21 protein-coding genes are annotated in these 18,951 nt (G+C 53.6%); 13 read left to right on the forward strand and 8 right to left on the reverse strand.

Features of this window, described 5'->3' with window-relative positions:
- Positions 1 to 338: 338 nt before the first annotated feature.
- Complete coding sequence (locus tag PMI41_RS24940) at positions 339 to 764, forward strand: hypothetical protein (protein WP_157179317.1); 426 nt, start codon at positions 339 to 341, stop codon at positions 762 to 764.
- 129 nt (positions 765 to 893) lie between these two features.
- Here the strand turns inward: PMI41_RS24940 and rpsT are convergent, their stop codons facing one another.
- The 7 genes from rpsT to PMI41_RS05195 all read right to left on the reverse strand — a co-directional run bounded on the left by rpsT (position 894) and on the right by PMI41_RS05195 (position 6,065).
- Positions 894 to 1,160 (reverse strand): 30S ribosomal protein S20, encoded by a 267-nt coding sequence (gene rpsT / locus PMI41_RS05165; protein ID WP_008122492.1) that lies wholly within the window; start codon positions 1,158 to 1,160, stop codon positions 894 to 896.
- 223 nt (positions 1,161 to 1,383) lie between these two features.
- Positions 1,384 to 2,157 carry an enoyl-CoA hydratase gene (locus PMI41_RS05170; protein WP_008122494.1) on the reverse strand — a complete coding sequence of 258 codons (774 nt, stop codon included), beginning with the start codon at positions 2,155 to 2,157 and terminating at the stop codon, positions 1,384 to 1,386.
- Positions 2,158 to 2,167: 10 nt separating this feature from the next.
- On the reverse strand, positions 2,168 to 3,061 hold the full coding sequence (gene mutM / locus PMI41_RS05175) for a bifunctional DNA-formamidopyrimidine glycosylase/DNA-(apurinic or apyrimidinic site) lyase (RefSeq protein WP_008122496.1): 894 nt from the start codon (positions 3,059 to 3,061) through the stop codon (positions 2,168 to 2,170).
- Positions 3,054 to 4,283: a phosphopentomutase gene (locus tag PMI41_RS05180; protein WP_008122498.1), complete on the reverse strand. Its 1,230-nt coding sequence runs from the start codon at positions 4,281 to 4,283 to the stop codon at positions 3,054 to 3,056. Before PMI41_RS05180 ends, mutM begins: the two co-directional genes overlap by 8 nt.
- A gap of 115 nt (positions 4,284 to 4,398) precedes the next feature.
- Positions 4,399 to 4,989: a TadE/TadG family type IV pilus assembly protein gene (locus PMI41_RS05185; RefSeq protein ID WP_008122500.1), complete on the reverse strand. Its 591-nt coding sequence runs from the start codon at positions 4,987 to 4,989 to the stop codon at positions 4,399 to 4,401.
- Positions 4,990 to 5,002: 13 nt separating this feature from the next.
- Complete coding sequence (locus PMI41_RS05190; protein ID WP_008122502.1) at positions 5,003 to 5,548, reverse strand: TadE/TadG family type IV pilus assembly protein; 546 nt, start codon at positions 5,546 to 5,548, stop codon at positions 5,003 to 5,005.
- A 124-nt stretch (positions 5,549 to 5,672) separates the two neighbouring features.
- Positions 5,673 to 6,065, reverse strand: a complete 393-nt coding sequence (locus tag PMI41_RS05195) for a pilus assembly protein N-terminal domain-containing protein (RefSeq protein WP_244423907.1) — start codon at positions 6,063 to 6,065, stop codon at positions 5,673 to 5,675.
- A 263-nt stretch (positions 6,066 to 6,328) separates the two neighbouring features.
- On the opposite strand from PMI41_RS05195, the gene PMI41_RS05200 reads away from it, so the two are divergent.
- The 9 genes from PMI41_RS05200 (at position 6,329) to PMI41_RS05240 (ending at position 15,154) form a co-directional block, all read left to right on the forward strand.
- Positions 6,329 to 6,526, forward strand: coding sequence for a Flp family type IVb pilin (locus PMI41_RS05200; protein ID WP_008122507.1), 198 nt, complete (start codon positions 6,329 to 6,331; stop codon positions 6,524 to 6,526).
- A gap of 8 nt (positions 6,527 to 6,534) precedes the next feature.
- Positions 6,535 to 7,059, forward strand: coding sequence for a prepilin peptidase (locus PMI41_RS05205; RefSeq protein WP_008122509.1), 525 nt, complete (start codon positions 6,535 to 6,537; stop codon positions 7,057 to 7,059).
- A 174-nt stretch (positions 7,060 to 7,233) separates the two neighbouring features.
- Positions 7,234 to 8,031: a Flp pilus assembly protein CpaB gene (gene cpaB, locus PMI41_RS05210; protein ID WP_008122512.1), complete on the forward strand. Its 798-nt coding sequence runs from the start codon at positions 7,234 to 7,236 to the stop codon at positions 8,029 to 8,031.
- Entirely contained in the window at positions 8,032 to 9,582 is a 1,551-nt protein-coding gene (locus PMI41_RS05215; RefSeq protein ID WP_008122514.1) for a type II and III secretion system protein family protein, read from the forward strand.
- Positions 9,579 to 10,283 carry a CpaD family pilus assembly lipoprotein gene (locus PMI41_RS05220; RefSeq protein ID WP_244423901.1) on the forward strand — a complete coding sequence of 235 codons (705 nt, stop codon included), beginning with the start codon at positions 9,579 to 9,581 and terminating at the stop codon, positions 10,281 to 10,283. The genes PMI41_RS05215 and PMI41_RS05220 overlap by 4 nt, the downstream gene beginning before the upstream one ends.
- 33 nt (positions 10,284 to 10,316) lie before the next feature.
- Positions 10,317 to 11,600: a CpaE family protein gene (locus PMI41_RS05225; protein ID WP_008122518.1), complete on the forward strand. Its 1,284-nt coding sequence runs from the start codon at positions 10,317 to 10,319 to the stop codon at positions 11,598 to 11,600.
- Positions 11,601 to 11,623: 23 nt separating this feature from the next.
- On the forward strand, positions 11,624 to 13,069 hold the full coding sequence (locus tag PMI41_RS05230) for a CpaF family protein (protein WP_008122519.1): 1,446 nt from the start codon (positions 11,624 to 11,626) through the stop codon (positions 13,067 to 13,069).
- 30 nt (positions 13,070 to 13,099) lie between these two features.
- Entirely contained in the window at positions 13,100 to 14,113 is a 1,014-nt protein-coding gene (locus PMI41_RS05235) for a type II secretion system F family protein (RefSeq protein ID WP_008122521.1), read from the forward strand.
- A gap of 15 nt (positions 14,114 to 14,128) precedes the next feature.
- On the forward strand, positions 14,129 to 15,154 hold the full coding sequence (locus PMI41_RS05240; RefSeq protein ID WP_008122523.1) for a type II secretion system F family protein: 1,026 nt from the start codon (positions 14,129 to 14,131) through the stop codon (positions 15,152 to 15,154).
- Positions 15,155 to 15,214: 60 nt separating this feature from the next.
- On the opposite strand, the gene PMI41_RS05245 is transcribed toward PMI41_RS05240, so the two are convergent.
- Entirely contained in the window at positions 15,215 to 16,048 is an 834-nt protein-coding gene (locus PMI41_RS05245) for a tetratricopeptide repeat protein (protein ID WP_040853901.1), read from the reverse strand.
- Between the two features lie 124 nt (positions 16,049 to 16,172).
- On the opposite strand from PMI41_RS05245, the gene PMI41_RS05250 reads away from it, so the two are divergent.
- The 3 genes from PMI41_RS05250 (at position 16,173) to PMI41_RS05260 (ending at position 18,823) form a co-directional block, all read left to right on the forward strand.
- Positions 16,173 to 17,543, forward strand: a complete 1,371-nt coding sequence (locus tag PMI41_RS05250; RefSeq protein WP_008122527.1) for a leucyl aminopeptidase family protein — start codon at positions 16,173 to 16,175, stop codon at positions 17,541 to 17,543.
- Positions 17,544 to 17,609: 66 nt separating this feature from the next.
- Positions 17,610 to 17,957 (forward strand): MarR family transcriptional regulator, encoded by a 348-nt coding sequence (locus PMI41_RS05255; protein WP_040853903.1) that lies wholly within the window; start codon positions 17,610 to 17,612, stop codon positions 17,955 to 17,957.
- Positions 17,945 to 18,823: an NlpC/P60 family protein gene (locus PMI41_RS05260; RefSeq protein ID WP_052025837.1), complete on the forward strand. Its 879-nt coding sequence runs from the start codon at positions 17,945 to 17,947 to the stop codon at positions 18,821 to 18,823. The genes PMI41_RS05255 and PMI41_RS05260 overlap by 13 nt, the downstream gene beginning before the upstream one ends.
- The last annotated feature ends 128 nt before the right edge of the window (positions 18,824 to 18,951 follow it).

Below are 18,951 nucleotides of genomic sequence, written 5' to 3' on the forward strand. Positions count from 1 at the left end.
TGCTTTTGCGCCGTTTTCCATTATTCCGCTGTTCATTGTCATTCGCCTCATCCTGAAAGTATCGGGTCTTTTTGTTCTGCCCGTGGTTTTTTCGTGCAGGCTTGCGCCGCACAGTGATTTCAGACGTTCCACCCCCGCGAAACTGTCTGATGAATTTAAAGCTAGTATTTGGAGTTTGGAACGCTGACACGCATTTGGACTGAAGACCCGTATTGCGAATTATCTATCAATGTCACCGTTCTATCCTTCTCAAGTTTTGAGCGCGACAAGACTCACGCCCGGCTCGCGCCAGCGTCGTCAACGCCCTCGTTTTATGAAATGACCCAAATCCGCTGGACTTGGGTACTGACAAAAACTACCCGTTACGCAAACCAGAAATCTGCGTTCGCAACCAAAATTTTATAAGCCTGTTAATTGGGTTTTTCCCACCCCGTCGATGTCTGGACCTTACAAAAACCTTTGCAGGAAGAGCAAGTGCGCTCGCCACGATTTTTGATGAAGTAAGGGTTAACAGATTTGCATTTTTTTTAACTGTTGCCGGGGCAAGCTGGAAAAAGTGTTCGGATTCAAAGCCTTTTTTAGGGCTCACATTTTGTTGCAGTGCGGAGTCCGGTGACCAAAAAAAAATAATAAATATTCGCTTGACAGTAGCTCTGGCCGGAGAATCCGGAGCCCTCGTTCAGCCCGTTGAACCTACCTTCTCTAACTTATTGAAAATAAACGAAAAAGAGTGGCTGTCGCTTTCTGTCTTACATTGGTTATGACAGGCATATGACATTGCTCATGCAAGCTGTATTCTTTTCCTCAGGAAACGAATTTATTCCCAAAAAAACGACAATAAAAAAACCCGGCTAAGAATTTAGCCGGGTTTTGATAGGTAAATTGGAATGACTTTAAGCAGTCATGCCCTTCAGACGTGAAGAAAGGCGCGAAACCTTGCGGGAAGCAGTGTTCTTGTGGAACACACCCTTCGATGCAGCGCGCATAACTTCTGGTTCCACTGCCTTGAATGCAAGTGCAGCAGCTGCCTGATCACCGCTTGCTACCGCATCTTCGAACTTGCGAAGGAAGGTACGCACGCGTGAACGGCGGGACTTGTTTACTTCGGTGCGGGCTTCGATCTTACGCGCCGCTTTCTTGGCCGAAGGAGTGTTGGCCATGATGCCTCTCTTTTCTGTCAGCTAATCGACAGCTTCAGGCTGTCGTCACAAAATAATAGGGCGGCCGAGGGCCACCGAACGTTGACGGGCTTATAGATGACGTTTGCTTTTGCGTCAACTTGGAATCTGTGGAGAGTTTCCGCAAATTCGCATCGCCCCGCCTGACAGGCTTTTCGGCGACCGGCAGGGTGCCATTTGGACCTGTCAAACAATCATTACAGTCTTATCTGTCCTTGAAGTTGGCTGTCCGTTTTTCGGCAAAGGCGGCCATGCCTTCTTTCTGGTCTTCCAGCGCAAACATTGAATGGAATACACGCCGCTCGAAACGCAGCCCTTCAGTCAGGGTTGTCTCATAGGAGCGGTTCACGGTCTCCTTGGTCATCATGACGACCGGCAGCGAGAAAGACGCGATCTTCTGGGCGGCCTTCAAGGCTTCTTCGACCAGCTCATTTGCCGGAACCACGCGGGAAACCAAGCCGCTGCGTTCCGCTTCGCTTGCATCCATCATGCGGCCTGTAAGGCACATATCCATGGCTTTGGACTTGCCGACGAAGCGGGTCAGGCGCTGTGAACCGCCCATGCCAGGCATTACTCCAAGCGTGATTTCCGGCTGGCCAAACTTCGCTGTGTCGGCAGCAATGATAAAGTCGCACATCATTGCAAGTTCACAACCACCGCCCAGCGCATAGCCGGCAACAGCCGCAATCATGGGCTTGCGAATGCGCGTTACGCGTTCCCAGCCGCTAAAAAAGTCGCCGGTATAGGCATCGGCGAACTGCAGTGTCTGCATTTCTTTGATATCGGCCCCGGCGGCAAAGGCTTTTTCAGAGCCGGTGATAACGATGGCACCAATTCGGGCATTGGTTTCAAAGAGTTCAAGAGCCGTTATCAGTTCAGCCAGCAAGGCAGAGTTCAGCGCGTTGAGCGCCTTGGGCCGGTTAAGCTGGATGAAGCCAACCTTTTCCCGCGTCTCCACGATGATGTTTTCATAAGCCATAAGAATTCTCCTAATGCTGGCAGACAGGACAGTAGAAAGTTGAACGGCCGCTTTGGACGATGCGCGATATCGTGCCACCACAGCCCTTGCGCGGGCAAGGGGAACCTTCGCGATCATAGACCGAAAACGAATGCTGGAAATAGCCAAGCTCACCATTGGTCTGGGCGTAATCCTTGAGGCTCGACCCGCCCGCCTTGATTGCATCGGCAATTACATTGCGGACTGAAGTTGCGAGGCGGTCAGACATGGGAGTGGCTTCGCCATTCGGACCGCCAATGCTGCCGGCCATCCGCACAGGAGAAAGTTCCGCCCGCCAAAGCGCCTCGCATACATATATATTGCCGAGCCCGGCTATAAGCTTCTGGTCAAGCAAGGCTGCCTTGAGCGGCGCCGCCTTGCCGACGAAAAGTCGGGCGATCAGAGACCCGTCCAGACGGTTTCCCGTCGGCTCCGTGCCGAGGTCTTTTATAAGAGGGTGGGCGTTCAGCTGATCCGGCTCGGCAAAAAGCATGAAGCCGAACCGGCGCGGGTCATTATAGACGATACGCCGGTTGATACCGTCGCTCCCGGCAAGGTGCAGCACCACATGATCATGCGCCGAAAGTTTCGAGCGCTCGTGGTGAAAACTGCCCGGCACATCACTGCCATCTTCCTGTTCAATGCGGTAGGAGCCCGACATTCCCAGATGGCTGATAAGCCCAAGGCCGTTATCAAGGTGAAAAATCAGGTATTTTGCCCGGCGTTCCAGCGATGAGATTTGGTGCCCAGTCAGGCGCTCTGCGAATTTTTCCGGAAAAGGAAACCGCAGATCAGGACGGCGCTGCTCCACCTGGCGAATGATAGCGCCTTCCATTGAGGGTTGCAGGCCACGCTTGACTGTTTCGACTTCGGGCAATTCAGGCATTGGTATTCTTCAGAAAGCTTTTGCCATGCTTGCCGGAGGCGATATTCAAATGCGCGGCAATCGTCTCACCTATATCGGCAAAGCTGGAACGAATTCCGAATGAGCCGCCGGGCAGGGGGCTTCCAGCGCACAGAACCGGGACCCGTTCACGCGTATGGTCGGTTCCCTTATAGGTCGGATCACAGCCATGATCGGCAGTCAGGATCATCAGGTCGCCCGGTTGCAGTTTGGCAAGCGCTTCGGGCAGGCGGCGGTCAAATGCTTCAAGGGCTGCGGCATATCCGGGAACATCGCGGCGATGGCCGTAGAGCATGTCGAAATCGACGAAGTTGGTGAAAACAAGATCACCATCCCGGGCTTCGTCCATGGCTTTCAGCGTTTCGTCAAACAGCGCCATATTGCCATTCGCCTTTCGTACATCGCTCACGCCGCGATGCGCATAGATATCGCCTATCTTGCCGATTGCGAAGACAGTACGCCCGGCATCGGTCAGCCTGTCCAGCAATGTCGGCTCCGGTGGCGGAACAGAGTAGTCGCGGCGATTGCCGGTTCGCTCGAACGTTGCTTTGGTTTCCCCCAAAAAGGGTCGCGCTATGACGCGTCCTATATTGAGCGGATCAACCAGCTCACGCACAATCCGGCAAAGTTCATAAAGCCGCTGAAGCCCGAAATGCGTTTCGTGAGCAGCGATCTGGATCACACTGTCGGTGGACGTATAGAAGATCGGCTTGCCGGTTCTGATATGCTCTTCACCGAACTCGTCAATAATATCGGTCCCTGAAGCATGTTTATCGCCGAGAATGCCGGGAAGCTTGGCGCGTTCGATGGCGGTACTGACAAGATTTGCCGGGAAGGCGGGAATCGTCTGCGGGAAGTAACCCCAATTGAAGGTTACAGGTACTCCCGCAATCTCCCAGTGGCCGGAAGGTGTATCCTTGCCGTTGGATATTTCTTGCGCGGCACCCCAAAGGCCCGATGGTTCTGCAATCTGCGATGGCATCTGAAAACCGGAGGCCAGATGGGCAGCATGCGCCAAGCCAAGCGCAGTGAGATTGGGCAGCGAGAGGGGACCGGAGCGAAGACCAGCCTTATCGCCGTTTCCTGCGCGGCATGCTTCTACAATATGGCCGTAGGTGTTGGAGCCCTCGTCACCAAAGGCGGCGGCATCCGGCGCACCGCCAATGCCAAAACTGTCCAGTACAAAAAGAAAAGCGCGAGACATGCCTCACTCCATGGAAATCAGAACCACAGATAGGTGAAAGAACGTCCAAAGACAAACTGTGAACTTACTCTAGGGTCAGGACCCTAGTCGCGATCGAAGCTCTTGCTGCCAATGGTCAGCAATCGGAACACTTGGTCGATTGGCCGATTCTTACCCGGCCATATGCCTGCTGTGTAAGATCAAGACCGATGGCGGCAGTTCCATCCGCCTTGCTCACGGTTTTTGTAATCGTCCAGGCAATAAGCGGGACATAGGCCATAGTCATATCGACTCGGATGACTGACGTGTTCTTGATCGCAACGTTGGAGTCGAGCGCGACGATTGTTCCCTTGGTGAAGGGGCGCGATTCCACACCATTCACCCGGCGTCGCGACCATTCAACCTTTGCCACGCCATCCGTGCCAACAACTATCGATGTCACCGTGATCTTTGGCGTATCCCGCGTGTAAGGCAGCAGAGTTGCCGTCGCAAGGTTCATGACATCAGTAATTTTGGCCTTGGTAATCGTATCCTTCTCCTGCGTGAGCAGGGCGGACATCATGGTCGAGGCACGGTCCAGCTTTCGGTTGACGTCCACGCCTGTGATGGTTTCCACACTGCCCATATACAGCAGGACCAGGACTGGGGAGATCAGCGCAAACTCCATGGCAGCGACGCCGCGCCTGTCAAAGCAGAACCGCTTGCCCAAATGGATAAGGCTCTTCATGGCAGTGCTCATTTTACAAATAGGATTCATTTCGCCACGTCGCACTTGAGAAGATGAGAATTCGCTTGGTTCCTTCGATCCTGCGCGACAGGAAATCGGTCACGACCGGATACCGGTAAAACACCCGCAAGTGATTGATCGTACCGGCTCCGCCAGGTGTGCTGACAAAACCTGCGCTGTTGACGTCGCCATTCGCTTTTATCGGCAAGGTTTTTGGGATGGCCGCAAAATTTGTATAGGAGCGAAGATCAACCACCAGATTGGGGCAGTCTTTTTCCGGCATCAGCAAGCCTGCGCAGATTTTTGCTTTGAGATTGGCCATCGACAAATCTGCCGTGCGCAGCTCTCCGGTGAGCACTTGCCGCGCTATTTTATCAGTGGAGTTGACCATGGCTTGTTGCGCGGTGAAACCAACGCCAACTTCCATGATCGAAAAAATCATGAAAAAGAATGGAAGCGCGATCATTCCGAATTCAATCGCGACAGTCCCGCTGCGATTGCCGATAAACCGCGAAAGCAGCCCCCGGTTCCGGGATATTGTTCTTGTTATAGGCGACATGCACTTCCCCGCGCTTTACTCAAGGCGAGAGGTAGCATGCCAATCGTTAGAATCCGGTTCCGGGAAAGGCGTAAATTGCGATCGTGCAATTCATTCTTTCTCAACCTTGAAGGGAGAGGCGGAGTTATTCACTTGTTCCGATTGTACGGTCCGATTCTTTTTCCGCATCCGTCTTTTGCGCTGTTTCGCAGTACGGCGTGCAGGAAAGCGTCTGCACGTTGGAACGGCGATACACGCGTGTGGTATTGGCAACGCTACGGCTGACCATCACCTCATCGTCGACGATTGCTCCACCTTCAGCATCCAGAATAACAATATTCGTGATGCCAAAGCCCTTGCCGGTAAGAACAACTGTCCGGGCATCTTTCACGACCGCGTCTGCGATGGCCGGATCACCCACCACAACCGTATCTGCCGGTCGGGCAAGCTTGAGAATGCGCGCCTGATTCATGACGACATGAATGCCTGTGTCGGCTTGTGCAAAAGGGATAGCGCCGAGCAAGGCAACAAGGGCCATTCCATATATTTGCAACGGCTGGAATCTGATCTGAATCATCGAAAGCCCTTCACGTGGAAATGTTCCATGTAAAATGGCCAGTATTGGTGAAGGAAGATTTAAATCCGCAATGAAATGTTAAGCATAATAATCCGTGTGATTGCGAAGCAGGTAAAGTTCGCTGTCGGGAATTTACTATTCCCTAAGTCTGTTTCTTAAACCGAATGCAATGCTGCATAGTTAATTTGTGCATCAACGATATCCAGGTAGATGTGAGGCTGACCATGAAGCGCCGCGTAAAACGCTTTCCTGCCGTACTGGCCAAGCTGCTTGGCGATGATTCAGGTGCCACAGTCATTGAATACACTCTGATTGCCTCCATTATCAGTATCGGAATTATTGTCAGCGCAGGTTCAGTGGGAACAGCGGTCGGTGTTCTTTACACAAATGTTGCAGACGAATTTACAGCGGCCATGGATTAAGGCGCATTATGGTTGAAGCAGCAATCCTCATAATTTTCCCGTTTGCCATGGTATTTGCGGCGATATCCGACGTTCTGTCCATGACGATCCAGAACCGCGTTTCGCTGATTCTGCTTGTCTCATTTGCCGTTTTGGCACCCGTAACCGGCATGGAGTGGGGTGCATATGGAATGCATTTTGTGGCAGCAATAGCGGTGCTTGCTGCAACATTCGCTCTTTTTGCCACGGGCACAATGGGCGGGGGAGACGCAAAACTCATGTCTGCGAGTGCGCTCTGGCTTGGCTGGAATCTCGAACTCGTCACCTATTTGCTGACGCTCTCATTACTGGGCGGGCTTCTGACAGTTGCAATCGTCAGCTACCGGAACTCGCAGACGATTGTTGTCTATACGGCGCGTTTTGCATTCATGCGGCGTCTTGCGCAAAAAGAAGAAGGTGTCCCATATGGCGTTGCGCTGGGTCTTGCGGGGCTGATGGTCTTCCCGGCATCACCTCTTGGTTCGTGGGTGGTGCAACAACTCGCACATGTATAAGGCTTCGCACTACAAGTTGAGTCTGGCGCAAATCTTCGATCAATTTACGTGCGCAACTTTAAGACGTTAAGCGACATTAATCATACTTATAAGTGTATTGTTAACCATAAATACACCAATTTTCTGCATCTTGCGACTTTAGTATCAAAGACGAAAGTCTAATGGGGCGCATAAATGCAAAGAGCACGACTGGTCATCCTGATCGTGGCGGTGACGGCCGCTGGTGCGGCCGGTTATCTTGCCATGAATATGAAACCGCAAACCACGGTGACGCAGGCTAAGGAAAAGCCGCAGATCGAACTGCGCGATGTTCTGGTTGCAACTGAAAATCTGGGCGTTGGTGCTGAGATGCAGGGTCAGATGCGCTGGCAGGCCTGGCCCGTTTCCGCACTTACCGAGGGCTATATCACCCGCACGGACCGCCCCAATGCGGAAGAGGAACTCAAGGGTTCCACGGTTCGGCTGCAGATATTTACCGGCGAGCCCATTCGCGAAGCCAAGTTGATTGGCAAGGGCCAGAGCTTCATGTCTGCCCAACTGCCGGCTGGAATGCGCGCAGTTGCAACGCAAATTGCTGCCGATACCTCGGCTGGCGGCTTTATCCTTCCCAATGATTATGTCGATGTGATCATGATTCGTCAGATGGACAATGACGAGAAGCAGTTTGTGACGGAAACCATCCTGAGCAATATCCGTGTTCTGGCTATCGATCAAACCATTCAGGAAGACGAAACCGGCGACAAGACCAAGGTTGGTTCGACAGCCACGCTTGAGTTGACACCGGATCAGGCGGAAATACTGACCGTTTCGCAGCAAATGGCAACGCGTCTGGCGCTGGTGTTGCGGTCCATTCAGGACACGCAGGAAGCAACCGGCCCCGGAGCGGGATACCTCGTCAATTCTCCCGGGCGTGCGGGCAACGTCAAGCTTATCAAGTCCGGTACAGTCACTGAAATTCTGGGGCGCAAATAAATGGCAAACAAGCCAGGCAAGGTTTTCACACGCAAATATGCCGGACCAAGATTGGCCGTTGCAGTCGTTGGCTGTCTGCTTGCTGCAATCCCGGTGCATAATTCCGCAACAGCCCAAAGCAATGTTGTGCGGCTTAATCAGGGGCAGGGCGAAGCCAAGCGCATCAATCTCGGTCTTAACAAGTCTCTGGTCGTCGATCTTCCGGCCGACGCCTATGATATTCTCGTTGCCAATCCGGGCGTAGCCGATGCGGTTACACGTACTGCACGACGCATCTATCTTTTTGGCAAGCAGGTAGGCCAGACCAATGTGTTTGTTTTCGGCCCCAATGGCGAGCAGCTCGCCAGTTTCGATCTGATCATCGAACGTGATGTGGCGGGTCTTGAAGACAGCCTCAAAAAATATATTCCGGATTCCGATATTAAAGTTGAGCTGATGAATGACAACGTCATTTTGACCGGCACTGTGCAAACGCCACTGGACGCAAAACGTGCGACCGATCTTGCAAGACTGCTCGTTTCGGGTGGTGAAGCGACAACCGGCCAATATTCGCAGACGTCAATCGGTACAGGCAATGGCGGAACGAGTATTGTCGTTGGCGATCAGGATGAAGAACGGCAGACGAGCAAGATCGTCAACCTGATCCAGATATCCGGCGAAGATCAGGTCACCCTGAAAGTCACTGTGGCGGAAGTCAGCCGGACTGTAATGAAACAGCTGGGCGTCAATCTTGTAGCTTCAGCCGCAAATGACGGTTTCCAGATCGGTGGGTTTTCCGAAAACCTGACAGGGCTTGGGCAACCATTGAGCAGGTCCACTCTGGGCGGCACCGCATCAATTGGCAGTGCAAGCATAAGTGCCTATTTGAATGCGATGGAACTTGCCGGTGTGATGAAGACGCTGGCAGAACCCACACTGACCGCCATATCCGGTGAAAAAGCCACGTTCAAAGTTGGTGGTGAGTATAATCTTCTCACCTCGCAGGATGTAGATGAAAAGGGCAAGATTACCCGCGAGCACGAGAGAATTGACTATGGTATCGGGCTTGAATTTGTCCCGGTCGTGCTATCGCCCGGACGTATAAGTCTGAAGGTTCGGACCTCGGTTTCTGAACCCACCATGGAAGGCTCGCTTTCCGTTGGAACATCAAGGTCGGAGCCGTCTGTCAATCTGCTTTCCATTCGCAAACGTCTGGCCGATACGACAGTAGAACTGCCTTCCGGCGGTTCCATGATGATTGCCGGTTTGATGCGCGATGAAGCGCGGCAGGCGATTTCCGGCTTCCCGGGCCTGTCGAAAGTGCCGATCCTCGGAACCCTGTTTCGCAGCCGTGACTTCGTGAGAAACGAAACGGAACTCGTCATCATCATCACGCCCTACCTTGTGCGTCCAGTTGGCCGGACCGCACTCGCACGACCAGACGATAATCTGAATCTGGCAAGCGATGCTGCAGGAATATTCCTGGGTCAGGTCAATCGTGTCTACGGATCTCGGGAAGCCAAACAACCTGCCGAACGCTATGAAGGCAATGTCGGATATATCTACAAATGAGCAAGGACACGATCATGTTCGACACAAGCAAGCGTTGTGGTCTCAAGTCAGTTCTGGCGATCCTCGCCGTGTCTCTGCTCGCAGGCTGCGCACAGAAGAACGACACGACAGCCAGTATCCCGGATGATTATCGGACAAACCATCCAATCGTGATTTCCGAGCAGGAACAGGTTGCCGACATTCCGGTCGGTCATGCGGACACCCAGCTTTCATTGGCTCAACGCAGCATTATCCAGCATGCCATCGGCAATTACCGCAGCAATGGTTCCGGGGTAATCCATATCCTTGTTCCAACCGGGTCGCCCAACGCGCGTGCAGCGGCGAAGTTGAAGAATGACATTGCAGCCACGCTTCGCCGCGGTGGCATCAAGCCGTTCAATATATCCAGTGAAACCTATCAGGCGGAAGGATCGTCTGCTCCGGTACGCCTGTCCTTTTCGGCGATGACTGCCTCTACAAATCAGTGCGGACAATGGCCAAAGGATATTCTCGATACGGCCGACAACAAGCATTATGCCAATTACGGCTGTGCCAGCCAGAACAACCTTGCCGCGCAGATTGCCAATCCTGCCGACCTGTTGGGTCCAAGGGCAACGGCACCTATCGATGCGGAACGGCGCGGTTTCATCATTGACAAATATCGCACTGCCGCAGTGCCTGTCATGCCGAACAGATCGGAAGTCGATTACAACCTTGATTAGAATGAACTTTTCTCGAAACGGTGGAATACGACAATGAGTCAACTGGCCTTGGAATCGGATCCATATTTGGAAGAGGCAGGCAATGTTCCTCATGCCGGGCGCTTGAACGCGCACCGGCCAATTCCCCGTATTTCGATCCAGGTATTCTGTGAAGCGGAAGCAGTGGCCAAGCAGATATCGCGTGCAAGCGAAGACCGGCGCATGGCCAAGGCAAATACCCAAATCCATATGGGAGGCGTTGAGGCGGCGGTAGAGTTGTTTCAAACTGTGCCGACACCCAATCTCATTGTTCTCGAAACAGGTGCATCGCCGCGAGATATGCTGCCGGCGCTTGCGGCTCTTTCGGAAGTTTGTGATCCGAGCACCAAGGTCGTCATCATCGGGCACTACAATGACGTATGGCTCTATCGGGAGCTCATGAAGAACGGCATTTCGGAATATATGGTAGCGCCGATTGATCTGTCGGACGTCATCGGCGTGATCGGCGGCCTGTACAGTGACCCGGAATCAAAGCCTTTGGGCAATTCGATTGCCTTTATTGGGGCAAAAGGCGGTGTTGGCGCTTCAACCATTGCTCATAATGTCGGCTGGGCCATTTCATCCTTGTTCAAGAATGAAGTGGTGATCGCTGATATGGACCTGCCCTATGGCACGGCGAATATCAATTTCGATCAGGACCCGGCGCAGGGCATTGCAGAAGCCGTGTTTTCTCCCGAGCGTATCGACGATGTTTATCTTGATCGCCTGCTGGCGCAATGCGCGGATAACCTGTCCCTTCTTGCCGCACCGTCGACTCTCGACCGCGTATTTGATTTTCGCGACGATTCATTTGCTCACCTGATCGATATCGCCCAGCGGTCAGTTCCGCATGTCATTCTCGACGTTCCCCATACCTGGAACGGCTGGACCCGGACGACGCTGGCCCGCGCGGATGAAGTGGTGATTGTTGCATCGCCGGAACTTGCCAATCTACGAAACACGAAAAATCTTATAGATGCCCTGAAGCAATTGCGGCCGAACGATACCGAGCCCCAGCTGATCCTCAATCAGGTCGGCATTCCCAAACGGCCGGAAATAGCACCACTCGATTTCTGCAGCCCCTTGGGGATCAAGGCTATCGCCACGATCGCGTTCGACCCGGCGCTGTTTGGCAATGCATCCAATAATGGCCGGATGCTGGGCGAGACTGAGCCGGCAAGTCCGGTGGTTCAGAGCATCAATGAGATCGCGCACATTCTGACGGGACGGCAAAAGGTCAACCCGAGGAAGAAGGCCGGTTTGGGCTCAGTATTTTCGAAGTTGAAGCGCAAGAAATAGTTGTGAGCAGGTAAAGCAACATCATGTTCGGTAAACGCGGCAATGCCCAGCCAAACGAGTTCAAAGCTCCGGTCCTCCCTGTCGCCGCGATAAAGCCCGATGGCGGACGGCTGCCCCGCGATATATTGGAACCGAAACGATCTCCGGTGGAAGCACCAAAGGTCGTCATGCCCATACGCGAGAGAAACGAAGCTTACTACGATACAAAGTCACAGGTTTTTGCAGCGCTTATCGATGCAATTGATCTGGCACAATTGTCAAAGCTCGACCCCGAAGTGGCACGCGAAGAAATTCGTGACATCGTCAACGACATCATTGCCATCAAGAATTTCGCCATGTCGATCTCGGAGCAGGAGGAACTGCTCGACGATATCTGCAATGACGTGCTTGGATATGGTCCGCTGGAGCCATTGCTGGCGCGGGACGAAATCTCCGACATCATGGTCAATGGTGCCCGCAAGACCTATATCGAAGTTCTGGGCAAGGTCGAAGAATCCGGTGTCCGGTTTCGCGACAACCAGCAGCTTTTGAACATATGCCAACGCATCGTCAGCCAGGTAGGGCGGCGTGTCGATGAATCCAGCCCGATATGCGACGCACGGCTTCCGGACGGTTCGCGTGTCAACGTCATCGCGCCTCCACTGGCGATTGATGGGCCGGTCCTGACAATCCGTAAATTCAAGAAGGACAAGCTGACACTTGACCAGCTCGTCCGCTTTGGGGCCATTTCGCCTGCCGGTGCCGAGCTTCTGCAGATCATTGGACGGGTTCGCTGCAACATCGTCATCTCGGGTGGTACGGGTTCCGGTAAAACCACATTGCTCAATTGCCTGACCAATTATATCGACAAGGATGAGCGTATCATCACCTGCGAAGACTCGGCGGAATTGCAGTTGCAGCAGCCGCATGTGGTGCGCCTTGAAACACGGCCCGCAAACCTTGAAGGTGAGGGCGAAATCACGATGCGCGACCTTGTCAAGAATTGCCTGCGCATGCGTCCTGAACGCATCATCGTCGGCGAAGTGCGCGGACCGGAAGTTTTCGATCTCCTCTCGGCCATGAATACTGGCCATGACGGTTCCATGGGAACGATCCACTCCAACAGTCCACGCGAATGTTTGAGCCGTATTGAATCCATGATCGCCATGGGCGGGTTTGCACTACCTCAGCGCACTGTGCGTGAAATCATTGTCGGCTCGGTTGATATCATCATTCAGGCTGCTCGCCTGCGCGATGGTTCACGCCGGATCACCCACGTGACCGAGGTTATCGGCATGGAGGGTGATGTGATTATTACGCAAGATCTCCTGACCTATGACATCACCGGCGAGGACGCCAATGGCAGGTTGACTGGCCACCACGTTTCAACAGGCATCAGCCGCCCGCATATGTGGGAGAGAGCCAGATACTACAATGAGGACAGGCGGCTGGCCAATGCACTCGATTCCATGGAAAAGGCCCAGCTATGACCGGCAGTGCCCGCATGGAGGAGCTGTTGAATGTTTGGCTTTGATCTGACACAGCTGGCTTTTGTAGGCTTGGTGGCCGTCGCATTCGCAGCCTTGGCCTATGTTTTCTTTTTTGAATCAATGGCGCGGCAGAAGAAGACCGAGGAGCGCCTCAGCACGATCAAATTGGCAAGCGCAGATGCGCTCGGAAAGTTCGCCGTACGTGACAGGCAGGCAGAGGCAACAAAACGCCGAAAATCTGTTCAGGACACACTAAAGGACATGGAGCAGCGCCAGAAGCTGCGCGACAAGAATATCAAGTCTCCGCCTTTGAAAATGCTTATTCAGCAGGCGGGCATGACCGTTTCGCCGATACGCTTTTACATCTTTTCGGCCATTGCCGGCCTTGTCGTTGCGGTGATTGGCCTGTTCTTCGGATCGCCGCTGTACCTTTTGCCCGGACTCTTTATAGCAGGATCGGTCGGCTTGCCGCGCTGGTTCGTCTATTTTCGCCGTGGTCGGCGGATCAAGGCTTTCCTGAATGAATTTCCTAATGCGATTGACGTTGTTGTCCGCGCCATCCGGTCTGGCCTGCCTCTTAACGACGGCATTCGGCTTATCGCTCAAGAAGCGCAGGAGCCGGTGAAATCAGAGTTCAGGCGCATCGTTGATCAGCAGCAGGTGGGTATCAGTATTCCGGATGCGGCTATGCGCATGTCTGAATACATGCCGTGTGCCGAAGCCAGCTTTTTCGGGATCGTCATCCAGATACAATCCCAGGCGGGTGGCAATCTTTCCGAGGCGCTGGGCAACCTTTCGCGCGTTCTACGGGACCGCAAGAAAATGGGCGCTAAGGTGCAGGCCCTTTCCATGGAAGCGAAAGCGTCAGCCTATATTATCGGTGCACTGCCCTTTGTTGTGGCGATGCTCGTCTATCTCACAAGTCCTGACTACATCATGATCCTGTTCACGACGTCCAGCGGAAACTTCGTTCTCGCATGCGCTGCGGTGTGGATGTCGATCGGCATCATGATCATGAAAAAGATGATCAACTTCAAATTCTAGTTGCGCGGATATGCCATGATCGACGCCTTCAGCAAAGCCATTCACGATCCAGCGGTCATTTTTGCCGCTCTTGTGGCCGTGTCAATTTTCGCAACAGTCATCACATTGCTTATGCCGGTATTTTCAGGCTCCGGGCTCAAGTCCAGGATGAAGTCCGTTGCATTGGAGCGGGACCAGATTCGCACGCGCGAACGGGCGCGGCTTGCAGCAGAAAGCGAGAGCAGGCGCAAAGGGTCGTCAAACTCGCTACGCCGCGTCGAACGCGAAGGCGTTCGGCAATTCGTGGAACGACTGGATCTCCAGCGTGCTCTGGCAGATGAAAAAACAGTGGCTGCTCTGAGGGTCGCGGGCTTCCGTGGTCAAAATGCTCTCAATCTTTTTCTTGCAGCCCGTTTCGGTCTACCCTTCCTGACACTGGGCATTGCCGTGTTCTGGATATTCGGCATGGGAGGACTGGCGCATCAGAACAGCTTTGTCCGGATGGCCGCCTGTTTTGCCGGAGCCTATGTCGGTTTCTATCTGCCCAATCTTTACGTAAAAAACGCGGGTACAAAACGGCAGGCGGCAGTGCAGGGTGCCTGGCCAGATGCTCTTGATCTGTTGTTGATCTGCGTGGAGTCAGGCATGTCGATTGAGGCGGCATTCAAGAAAGTATCGGAAGAAATTGGCGTACAGTCGGGCGAACTTGCCGAAGAGCTGGTGCTGACGAATGCGGAGCTTTCATTTCTGCCCGAACGCCGGCAGGCTTATGAAAACCTGGCACAGCGTACAGGGCTGGAAACTGTCAAATCTGTTGTGCAGGCACTTACTCAATCCGAGCGCTATGGTACGTCGATAGGCAGCGCATTAAGAGTGCTTTCGGATGAAAGCCGTGAAATGCGCCTGATGGCCGCTGAAAAGAAAGCGGCTGCCTTGCCGCCAAAGCTGACCGTGCCGATGATTGTGTTTCTGCTGCCGGTATTGTTTTGCGTTATCCTTGGCCCTGCAATCATTCAGATTAATGCGCAGGGTGGCATCTTCGGGCACGCAACACCCAAGTGAAGGCAAAGCCGCAGTCTTTTCAGGCGTTCAATGAATGGAAAAGCGAGAGAGCTGAGTTGATCAGCTCTTGGGTTTCTTCTTGTCTTTGAGCATGTTCCACGAGTTCTGCTGTGACAGCATGGAACGCAGATATTGAATGTTGGTGCGCGCCTGCTGAGCGGAAAGTTCCTGACTCGCAATCTTTTCGGCCTCGTCAAAGCGGCCTTGCAACCCCACAACCAGTGCAAGATTCTGGCGAACCCGGCTATCTGAACCTGGAGCGCTGACTGCCTTGCGCATATAGCTTTCGGCAGTGTTGAGATCACCTGACAAGACGTAGGACATGCCCATATTGGACAGAATGGAGGCTTCATCAGGTTTAACCTGCAAGGCCTTGCGGTAGAGGTCACGTGCTTCGCCGGTTTTGCCCAATTGGTCGAGAATAGCGCCCTCGGCTGAAAGTAGCCGCCAATCGGGATATTCCGGCGTTTGTGCCCGGCGCAGTGAATCCAGCGCTGCTTCAAACTCTCCGCTGCTTGCCAAGGCCTTGCCATAGGCGGCCAGAACTTCGCGATCTTTCGGGTAGGCGATTGCAAGACTGCGCATGACAGCCAGGGCCTGATCACTGCGATTGGTCATGCGAAGAACAGTCGCGTAACTGACTGCGGTCGCCTTATCCTTCGGGTTTTTCTGATAACGGCTTCCAAGGCTTGTGGATGCCTGCATCAATTGCTGTTCGTTCATCTGGTCATAGTTGCCTGTCGGCATTGCAGCTGAACTACTGGCTGCAGGTCCTATCGAACCTGTTGTTGTTTTATCAGTGGTTGAACAGCCGGATATGCCAGTCGCAAGGGCGATTAACGCTACCGAGAAAATGAAACTGCGCTTGCGTTGAATAAAAGCTGGACCTGTCATAATTTGCCCCATGCGCAGTTTATCGTCTGCGGACCCATTCCCATATGAAAGAAATAATCTGTTAACCCTAATGGACTCTTAACAACGTCGATCCGGGATGCAGAAGTTTGATCAGGAGACGCCCATGACCGCCGAAATTACCGCGAAAAAGTCGCGTACCAGCAAACCGGTATGGTTTGTACGTAAAGGCGAGCTGGATACGGCTGGTCTTGATGGCGCAACGCTAGGCTGGGCCAAAGCGAATAACTTCGAAGGGCAGGCGGGACGGGTGCTGACGGTACCGGGCGAGAACGGTGAAATCGCAGGCGCGCTTTTCGGTTTGGGCAAGGACGACAATCGCCTGGCAGCAGGCAAGCTCGCCACCGCTTTGCCGGAGGGCGCATGGCATATAGCTGGAAACGTCAATGAACCGGATTTGACGGCTCTCGGCTTTCTGCTCGGTGGCTACAAGTTCACCCGCTATACCAAGAAAGACAAGACCAACGTCAGCCTGTCCTTGCCTGAAGGAGCGGACAAAGCAGATGTAAAGCGCCTGGCAAAAGCCGTGACACTGGCCCGCGACCTTATCAATACACCCACCAATGATATGGGTCCGGTAGCACTCGAAGCCGCTGTCCGCCAAGTTGCCGATGATCACAAGGCTTCAATCAACGTGATAAAGGGCGATGCACTTCTGAAAAAGAACTTTCCGATGATCCACGCCGTTGGACGCGCCGGCAGCGAAGAGCCGCGTCTGATTGATCTGCAGTGGGGAAAGAAAGATGCACCGAAGGTAACGCTGGTCGGCAAGGGCGTCTGCTTCGATACGGGTGGTCTGGATATCAAGCCGCCCAGCAGCATGTTGCTGATGAAGAAAGACATGGGCGGCGCAGCCAATGTGCTGGCGCTTGCACAGCTCATTATGGATGCAAAACTGCCCGTTCGTTTGCGGGTATTGATACCGGCCGTAGAGAATTCAATCTCTGCCAATGCTTTCCGGCCAAGCGATGTGCTGATCAGCCGCAAAGGGCTTACAGTGGAAATTGGCAATACCGATGCGGAGGGACGGTTGGTTCTGGCCGACGCTTTGGCACTCGCCGACGAGGAAGAGCCGGAACTTCTCATCGATATGGCGACCTTGACGGGCGCAGCACGCGTGGCACTCGGACCGGACCTGCCGCCATTCTACTCCAATGATGATGCTTTCGCGTGGGATGTTGCCTCCAGTGCTACTGCAGTCGCCGATCCGGTTTGGCGCATGCCGCTCTGGGCACCTTACGATGCCAAGCTTTCTTCGCGTGTAGCTGACATGAACAATGTCACCACGGACGGTTTTGCCGGTTCGATCACGGCGGCCTTGTTTTTGCAACGCTTTGTCAGCAAGGCGAAGATTTGGGCCCATTTCGATATATATGGCTGGAACCCGGTGGAGAAACCGCATTCGCCAGTTGGCGGGGAGGCGCAGGCTATTCGCGCACTTTACCATCTTTTGAAAGATCGCTATCCCGCAAGCTGACCGGCTTGGCGCTGCAAGACATACAATATAGAATGAAACGGAACCGAAATGATTGCGGAACCGTCCATGCTGGAATTGAAGCCCTTGCAGGCGTTGACATTATGGAAAGAGATTGCGCTTTCGGAAGTGCGCGATGATGCCCATGATCTGACAATGCGCCAGCTTGCCGTGCTGCTGACAGTCTATCTGGAGCCACCGCCACATACGATCAGGGCTATGGCGGCCAAACTGGATGTGACAAAGCCGGTTATCACCCGTGCTCTCGACACAATGGGTACCTATGGTCTGGTTGATCGCCATCGCGACGAAAAAGACAAGCGCAACGTTCTTGTCAAGAGAACGGTAAAGGGTGCTCTCTATGTTGAAAGACTGGGTGATCTCGTGATTGCCAAAGCAAGAGGATTGCCACTTTGAAATCGACACAGATACTCGATAAAAGGCTGAATGCATTTCGGCCTGATCTGGCGGACGAGTCCCTACGCGGCCTTGTTGAGGCGGATCGCTTCGTTGAAGGCAAGCCTATGCGTATTGCCGATCCGGTGGTGGATGTGCGTTCCGAGCCGCGCGGCGATTCGGGAATGACAACGCAGTTTCTTCATGGCGATGATGTTCTTGTTTTCGAAGATGACAATGGCTGGTGCTGGGTGCAGAACGAGCGCGACGGCTATGTCGGTTATGTCGTTGATACGTCGCTCGACGTTCGCGCCGACGAACCCACGCATGTTGTCATCGCACCGCGAACCTTCGTCTATGTCGGGTCAGACCTGCGCTATCCAAGATCGCGGGCACTGTCGATGGGATCACTTGTCACGATTGTTGGCGGTCAGGAGCGCCGCGGTACGCTTTATGCGATGCTGCCCAGCGGAGAGGCAGTCATTGCCAAGCATCTTGTGCCTATCGATGAAGTGACAAAGGACCATGTAGCGGTCGCTGAAAGCCTCATGCATACGCCTTATCTTTGGGGTGGAGTCTCGGGTTTTGGCATTGATTGCTCGGGTCTGGTGCAACTGTCTTTATTGATGACAGGGCAGGGTGCCTTGCGTGATACGGACTTGCAGGAAGGGTCGGTTGGCGAATTGATCGAACCAGATGCAAGCTATAAAAATCTGAAGCGTGGCGATTTCGTATTCTGGAAAGGCCATGTGGGCATGATGGCCAGCCATTCAACATTGTTGCATGCAAGCGGCCACACAATGAGCGTGACGCTGGAGCCTTTGTCAGAAGCGATAGAACGCATTGCCTATTTGTACGGGAAACCCACGGCAGTGCGACGGTTGTAGGGTCAACTATCTCCCCCTTGTGGGGGAGAAAGCAATTTCAGCATCTTAGCTTCTTGGCTAAGTGCTAGAAATTGCAAGAGAGGGGATTTACTTCATTGATACCCCCTCACTGGGATTTTCCAAGGATT

This window comes from Phyllobacterium sp. YR531, from assembly GCF_000282595.1.
In the GTDB taxonomy this organism is placed as follows: Bacteria; Pseudomonadota; Alphaproteobacteria; order Rhizobiales; family Rhizobiaceae; genus Phyllobacterium.